This is a genomic window from Paenibacillus melissococcoides, assembly GCA_944800085.1.
Classification (GTDB): domain Bacteria; phylum Bacillota; class Bacilli; order Paenibacillales; family Paenibacillaceae; genus Paenibacillus_B; species Paenibacillus_B melissococcoides.
In genome coordinates this window covers 363,851-370,567 of sequence record CALYLO010000007.1, presented here as the reverse complement: position 1 = coordinate 370,567, position 6,717 = coordinate 363,851, and the positions used below count along the sequence as shown (strand labels likewise).

6 protein-coding genes and 2 pseudogenes are annotated in these 6,717 nt (G+C 52.4%); all 8 read left to right on the top strand.

Features of this window, described 5'->3' with window-relative positions; all coding sequences use genetic code 11:
• Positions 1-120: 120 nt before the first annotated feature.
• Positions 121-534 carry a DUF2634 domain-containing protein gene (locus tag OCY70_RS24805; protein ID WP_213430853.1) on the top strand — a complete coding sequence of 138 codons (414 nt, stop codon included), beginning with the start codon at positions 121-123 and terminating at the stop codon, positions 532-534.
• Positions 527-1,654, top strand: a complete 1,128-nt coding sequence (locus OCY70_RS24800) for a baseplate J/gp47 family protein (RefSeq protein WP_261944656.1) — start codon at positions 527-529, stop codon at positions 1,652-1,654. Before OCY70_RS24805 ends, OCY70_RS24800 begins: the two co-directional genes overlap by 8 nt.
• Positions 1,655-1,658: 4 nt before the next feature.
• Complete coding sequence (locus OCY70_RS24795; RefSeq protein WP_213431380.1) at positions 1,659-2,345, top strand: hypothetical protein; 687 nt, start codon at positions 1,659-1,661, stop codon at positions 2,343-2,345.
• Positions 2,342-2,662, top strand: coding sequence for a hypothetical protein (locus tag OCY70_RS24790; protein ID WP_213431381.1), 321 nt, complete (start codon positions 2,342-2,344; stop codon positions 2,660-2,662). Before OCY70_RS24795 ends, OCY70_RS24790 begins: the two co-directional genes overlap by 4 nt.
• The gene (locus OCY70_RS24785; protein ID WP_213431382.1) at positions 2,652-3,944 is read left to right on the top strand and encodes a phage tail protein; all 1,293 of its coding nucleotides are present in this window, start codon (positions 2,652-2,654) and stop codon (positions 3,942-3,944) included. Before OCY70_RS24790 ends, OCY70_RS24785 begins: the two co-directional genes overlap by 11 nt.
• Positions 3,945-3,955: 11 nt before the next feature.
• The gene (locus OCY70_RS24780) at positions 3,956-4,300 is read left to right on the top strand and encodes a hypothetical protein (RefSeq protein ID WP_213431383.1); all 345 of its coding nucleotides are present in this window, start codon (positions 3,956-3,958) and stop codon (positions 4,298-4,300) included.
• A 208-nt stretch (positions 4,301-4,508) separates the two neighbouring features.
• Positions 4,509-5,225, top strand: a pseudogene (locus tag OCY70_RS24775) (YhgE/Pip family protein); the annotation flags it as partial.
• 110 nt (positions 5,226-5,335) lie between these two features.
• A pseudogene (locus OCY70_RS24770) lies at positions 5,336-6,644 on the top strand (MFS transporter).
• Positions 6,645-6,717: the final 73 nt, after the last annotated feature.

The following is a 6,717-nucleotide window of genomic DNA, read 5'->3' as shown; positions in this document are numbered from 1 at the left end:
GGTTTCCGGAGATCCCGAATGTCAAGTCTGACAAGAATTCGATCTAGGTGATATTGTGGCCGTGCTTCTTCTCTACGGACAAGTGGATGCCCATATCATTGGCAAGGCGGCGGTGGAGTAATGGCAGGCCTTCACGATTCAGACATCCGTCTGGATGCCAACTGGCAGCCAGCGGCAGCCGCAAACGGCGAGGCCTTGCTCGTCACTGACTATGATTGTTTATTCCAAGATATCCGATTGGAAGCGTTGACCCAGGAAGGCGAGCTTTTCTATGACGAGTCCTGGGGGTGGTCATTGCTGGAGTTTATCCAGTCGCAGGATGATGAGCTCACGAGGCTGGAAATCGAGCAACGCGTGAAGGAAAAGCTGGAGCGCCGGATCGAGATTGACGCGGACACAATTCAGGTCATTACAGCGTTCAGGGGGGATGCCATTACCGTTCATGCTTCCTTCAGGTTTCGAGGCGACGAACGCTTGTATGAGCTTGATGTCGACCTGGACAGAGTGAAAGTTGAGGTGGTACTCGTTGATTGATGATAAGGTGTTGGATCAACTGCTCCCCATCCCCGACCGGGAAGAGACAAAAAACAAGCTGCGGGAAGAGCTTGAACAAGAAGGCTTCGTCATAACGAATCTATTCACGGGCGGCGTATTCTATACGCTGATGATGATTGCCATTCAAGTACGGATTGACTTGGTTCTTCTTTTGCGAAAGGTGTTGAACAACCAGTTTGTTGCGCATGCCGAATCCGGTTGGTTGGAGCTGAAAGCAGCGGACTTCTCCAAGCGGAGAAAACAGCCCGTAAAAACACGGGGATTCGTGACGTTGAAGCGCAAGGCGGCAGGAAAAGCAGTCAAGATTGCCAAAGGAGACGTTTTCCGGACGGAACCGGATATGCTCGGCGAGGAACTCCGGTTCATCGCCCTGGAAAATAGCACAATGCCAGCGGATGCCCTATCCCATCGTGTGGCAGTAGAGGCCGAAAAGGCAGGATCAACATACAACGTTCCGCCCGGTCAAATCCGGCGGTCATTGACCCACATCGAGAGCATAGACGAGATTACAAATGATGTAGATTGGATTACCCGTGAAGGCAGCGACCTCGAAGATATAGAGAGCCTACGGGCACGAACATTGAATTCCTGGGCGGAGCTCTCCACGTTGCCGATAGCTGCCAAGTACAAAAACGTATGCGAAGCTATCCCCGGCGTGCTATATGTACGCGTCGATGACCTTCACCCTCGCGGCCAGGGCACGATTGACATCATTGTCACGGGAACGGCGGGCACACCATCAGAAGGCCTCCTTCAAAAAGTCCGAGAGGAGGCCGAGAAGATAAAAGGCCCGGACGACAACCTCCTGGTTAAGGCATCGGATACGGTGACACAGGACATTGATATAACCATTTGGATAGCATCGGATGCATCCGATGCAGGCATAGAAGAGCGCGCCAAGGCCATTCTGACAGAGCTCCTCCGAATCAAAAAAGGTCGCAGCCTGAATGAATTGAATCATTCAGACATCATTTTCGCGATTCGGAAGGAACTCGACGTCAGGAACGTAAAGGTCAATAATCCGCCGCAAGACGTTGTCTTGGACAACTCCAAGGTGATTGTTCTCGGTGAGGTCACCGTTAGGCTGATGAGGGGGTAACTACATGTTTCAAAAATTCAGTGATTACATGTTTTATCTCCTATATGGCCCATTAAAAAAAATTGCCAAGAAGGATAATCAGTTCTATATCTTTCTCAAGGTAATTGGCAAATTGTTTGACCAGACGAAGGAAGACATCTTCCGCGTCCGCGAGGAATCGATGATCATCTCTGCAAGCGAGACGATGCTACTCGAACACGGTCGGGATCGGGACATGCCACGATTAAAGGGCGAAGACGTTGAGGCGTATCGTTTACGGTTGATGATGAAGAACCTTATAGCGGAACAAGCCGGAACCAAGGAAGGCATACTTACCGCGCTTCGGGCGCTTGGATATGAGCATTCATATATCGAGCCCTATTATATCCATGACCCGGAGCGTTGGGCCGAATTTATTGTCTACCTGGGCAGCTCGGCACCGAGCGGAATTAATGACATCGCCGTCATTGATGCAGAAGTGATGAAGGTAAAGCCAGCTCGTTCAAAGCCTAGTTACGGCATCGAAGAAGGGGCCGGATCGACTGTAGTGATACAATCTACCTTCAGCTTCGGCTCTGTAGGGCTGCCGCTCTGTAATACCATCAAATGCGGGACGTGGCCGACAGGGGTTGGTTACTTGATCCATACTCCTCCCTGCAACACAATCAAATGTGGCACATGGCCACCTGCTAACGAGGTGACGACGTCGTGAAGACTTTTACAGAAATCGGACTTCAAAAGCAATTACAAAGATTCGCCGATTCTCTCTCTCATGCAGCATATCAAAACTCAGGCGAGACGAAACGGATTGACTTCATGAAGCTTACTGCCGAGGGAGATACAGTTCGAGTGTACATCTATTTCGATGACAGTGTCGCGGGTCAAATTGGAAACGTTGAATTGATAGACCATGACGGCGATATTGTTGCCCGGGCTGAAAGAGAATTCATCAAGCCAGCGAGTAAGGGCTTGTATGTAGCATTCAAATATAGATTGATTGAAATGGAGGTCGAGGGGCTTGGCATATAACCGCACCGAATGGCGTGACCATATCGTTGCACCGACTGGCGAAGTCATCCAGGAAGGCACGCCGATATCAGCCCGAAACCTAAATAACATTGAGGAAGGGATATACCAGCTCAGCCAGCGGATTGATGATGTGAAGGTTCCGGCTGCTTCCCTGACCCAGGCGGGCATCACCCAGCTATCAAATGCAACGGACAGCACCGACGAGACGAAGGCAGCCACGCCGAAGGCCGTAAACGAGGCGATGCAAGCAGCTGTCAATGCACAAGGAGCCATCGAAGCTCATACTGAGGATCAAGTCCGGCATATTACGGCTGCCGAGCGGACGGCTTGGAATGCAAAGGAAACGACTGAAGGGGCACAGGCAAAAGCAAACCAAGCTGAATCGAACGCCAAAAGCGCAAGTCTGCCGCGCTCGGGTGGCACTATCACGGGCGGGCTCACTGTTAACGGTGCACTGACCGTCCAATCGCGCAATATCATAACGGAGCTCGATTCGGTAAAGCAATCTGTCGTTGATGGGAAAGGGAAAGTCGCGGGGGTCATCAACGACAAAGGTGGCGGGCCAGTCTCCGCGAATAGTACGTTTGACCAATTGGCTGCTGCAATTAGTGGTATTCCACAAGCGAAGGGCAACCTCGCCCTAACAAGCACGTTCTTTGACATGCTGGGAAACTATGTTGGGAAAGGCATGTTTATCAACAAGGATAATAATTTTGTACTAGTCAAAGAAACAACATCAGGTTCCCCGGTAAAATACCAATCGGAGCTACATGAGGTGTCGCCAAACGGAACTGTTGTGAGGGCAGTACATCTGGGCGCTCCACGGGAGTTTGCGGCGAGTAGTTTGGTGGTAGGCGATAATGTTGTACTTATCGTGTTGAGTGGCTCTTCAAAAACATATGAACTGTATGACCATGCGGGAAAACTCATATCAAAAAACAATGTGGATTCTTCTGCTCCCGACTACGAAGTAATCGCAGTCACTCGTGACGGCTCTAACACGTTCATTGTTGATAGAGGTTATAGAGATAGAGACCCTGTAAGAATTTTAAACCATGCAGCAGTACCTTATTTCACAATGCCTTCCGGAAGTGTCAGCGCCGAGGAAGCTGTTTTTTTAAGCAAGACAAAACTGTATGTAGCACGACAAAGTTATTCGCCGATAGCTCGCAAGCATACTATTATTACGAGAAACAACCTGTCCTTTAGTTACGAAATGACAGACAAAAGCACATCAGACTCAGGCGTTATTCAATTTCTTGGAGCACACGCATATCGATAAGGAGGATTAACATGATTGGATTAAAATTAACAAATGTTATAGGGCCGAGAGGCGGTAACTATGATTACAAGGGTTTGGACACGAACAAGTTTGTCCCGGGCACACTGGTATATCCTTCAGAATCATATGACTTTTATGTCATAACAGAGCAGTCAAGGGAAGAAATCCCGGAACACGAGGACATCCATCTTATTACGGAAGAAGAGTACGAGGCAGCTTATGAAGCAGAACGCAATAGACCACGTGAGCCCGGCCCGATTGAAAAGCTACAGGCGGAGAACGAAGAGCTTCGGAGGCAGCTTGACGCGTTGCAGTTGGCTGTGATGGGTATGATGGACGAAGGGGGTAATGCATAATGAAGAGCCTATTTTTCGCATTTCTTATGGACTGCTGGCGAAAAGGTTTTGCTGATGAAGATAAGCTTCAGTCGTATGTTCCTAAGTACATTTCGGCTGAAGAATGTCAAGAAATCATTGAGACGAAAGGGTGAGAACCTCACTTCTATAACGGCGCAATTTTGCCAAATATCTTGATAAACATTGCCAAAAAAAATGCGCCGCTACAATTACCGAAATTATCGATCTGCTGAAGAACAACTTCGAGAAGGAGAGCGAATTCTTCGCCGAGCCGGTCATCCTGAAGGAGAACAAGCTGTTCCCGATTCCGAACTACGGATCGGCCATGTCTCCGTTCTTCACGACGCTGTCCCTCTGGGTCGGAGCGCTGCTGCTCGTCTCGCTGCTGACGGTGGAGGTGCATGAAGAGGGCAAGCCTTACACGAATGTGCAAATCTATTTCGGCCGATACTTCACCTTCCTGACCATCGCGCTGCTCCAGTCGCTGTTCGTGACAACCGGCGATATATATCTGCTGAAGACCTATGTGCTGCATCCGGGCTGGTTCATCGTCTTCGGCCTCATCATCAGCGCCGTCTTCATGCTTGCCGTCTACACCCTGGTCTCGGTGTTCGGCAACGTAGGAAAGGCGCTCGCCATCGTGCTGCTCGTCCTGCAGTTGGCCGGCTCCGGTGGCACCTTTCCGATTCAGACGACGCCGCCTTTTTTCCAGGCGATTCATCCATTCCTGCCGTTCACCTATGCGATCAGCATGATGCGGGAAGCGGTCGGCGGCATTCTGTGGGATATCGTGCGGCGCGACATCATCGTGCTGGCCGTCGTCGCGGGCCTCTTCCTCCTTATCGGCCTCGTCCTCAAAAGCCCGATCAACAAGGCGAGCGCGGGGCTGGTGCGCAAAGCGAAGGAGAGCAAGCTGATCCATTGACCTGTAATTTCCATCCTATCGTGAGGCCTTTCCCGACAAGGCCTCTTTATTCCCGCATTCCCCCCTGATACAATGAGAGAGGCAGCAAGAAAAATGGGGGCGTGACACGAATGCGCTTTTTTCATCATGCAACGACCGAGATACGTAGCTGGAACCGCAATATCCAGCTGTTTTTTATTGCCAACCTTCTCTACCAGATCGGAACCGGCATGTTCTCCGTTCTATATAATCTATATATCCAATCGCTTGGTTATAGCGATCAGATGAACGGGACTATTATCAGCGTGCAGTCCTTGGCGACGGCGATCCTGTTCATCCCGATCGGACTGCTTGGCGACCGCTCCAGCCGCAAGCGGATTCTGATTGCCGGCTCGCTGGTGACCGGCATCAGCTTCATGCTGCGCGCCTTCGCCGAAGCGCCGCTGAGCCTGCAGGTGCTGGCCGTATTTACCGGGATATTCGCGGCCTTTTTCCAGGTGATCGCGATTCCTTTCCTGGCGGAAAATACGCCGAAGGAGCAGCGCCTGAAGCTATTCAGCTACCATTCCTCGATGGTGCTGGCCGCGCAGGTGCTGGGGAGCATGGGCGGCGGCTATCTGGCCGACGTCCTGCAGGCGTTCGGCTGGAGCAAGATCATCAGCCTTCAGTCGGTGCTGCTCATCGGCGGCGCTGCCAGCTTCGCGGCCTTCCTGCCGCTGCTGCTGGTGAAGGAGAGCAAGCGGGCCGCTCAGAAGCCGGAGCCCGCTCCCGTCCCGTCGCCTTCGCTGGCGTCCGAATCGGCGCCCGCCGCAGCCAAGCAGCGGGAATGGAAGGTCATCCGCCGGCTGACGTTCTGCCAGCTTCTCGTCGGCCTCGGCTCCGGCTTGGTCGTGCCGTACTTGAACCTGTATTTCACGAACCGGTTCTCCGTCTCGCTGACCGCCGTCGGATTGCTGATCGCTCGGCCAGGTGATGACCATCGTCTCGATGCTCATCGGCCCGACCTTGGTCAACCGCGTCGGACAAGTGCGCGCCGTCGTCTTATTTCAGATGATGTCCTTGCCGTTTCTGCTGCTGACCGGATTCACGAACCTGCTGCTTATCGCCTCCATCAGCTTCCTGTTCCGGCAGGCGCTCATGAACGCGGCCAATCCGATTCAATCCGCCATCATGGTCGACCGTATCTCGGATTCGAGACGTGGTATCGGTAACTCTCTTACCCAGACCGCGTTCATGCTCGGGTGGGCCAGCATGGGCTCCGTCCAGTCGTACCTCGTGACCTCGTACGGCTACTATTGGGGCTACGCGATGACCTTCTCCATCACCGGCGTCCTCTACGTGACCTCGGCGATATGCTACTTCTTCATGTTCCGGGAGGACCGCCCGAACCGCAAGGGCCGTTTCCGCCGGCCTCGCACCGGCAGTGCTCCCGCCATATAAGCGAAGCAAATGCAAGCAACCGGAGACATGCCTCCGGTTGCTGCTTTTTGGCGCGTGGCCCGTTCCCACCCTG

What these genes read in the sequence shown, in the direction of transcription:
- OCY70_RS24795 (WP_213431380.1), top strand. Translation starts at nt 1,659, where the DNA reads ATGTTTCAAAAATTCAGTGATTACATGTTTTATCTCCTATATGGCCCA.
- OCY70_RS24805 (WP_213430853.1), top strand. Translation starts at nt 121, where the DNA reads ATGGCAGGCCTTCACGATTCAGACATCCGTCTGGATGCCAACTGGCAG.
- OCY70_RS24780 (WP_213431383.1), top strand. Translation starts at nt 3,956, where the DNA reads ATGATTGGATTAAAATTAACAAATGTTATAGGGCCGAGAGGCGGTAAC.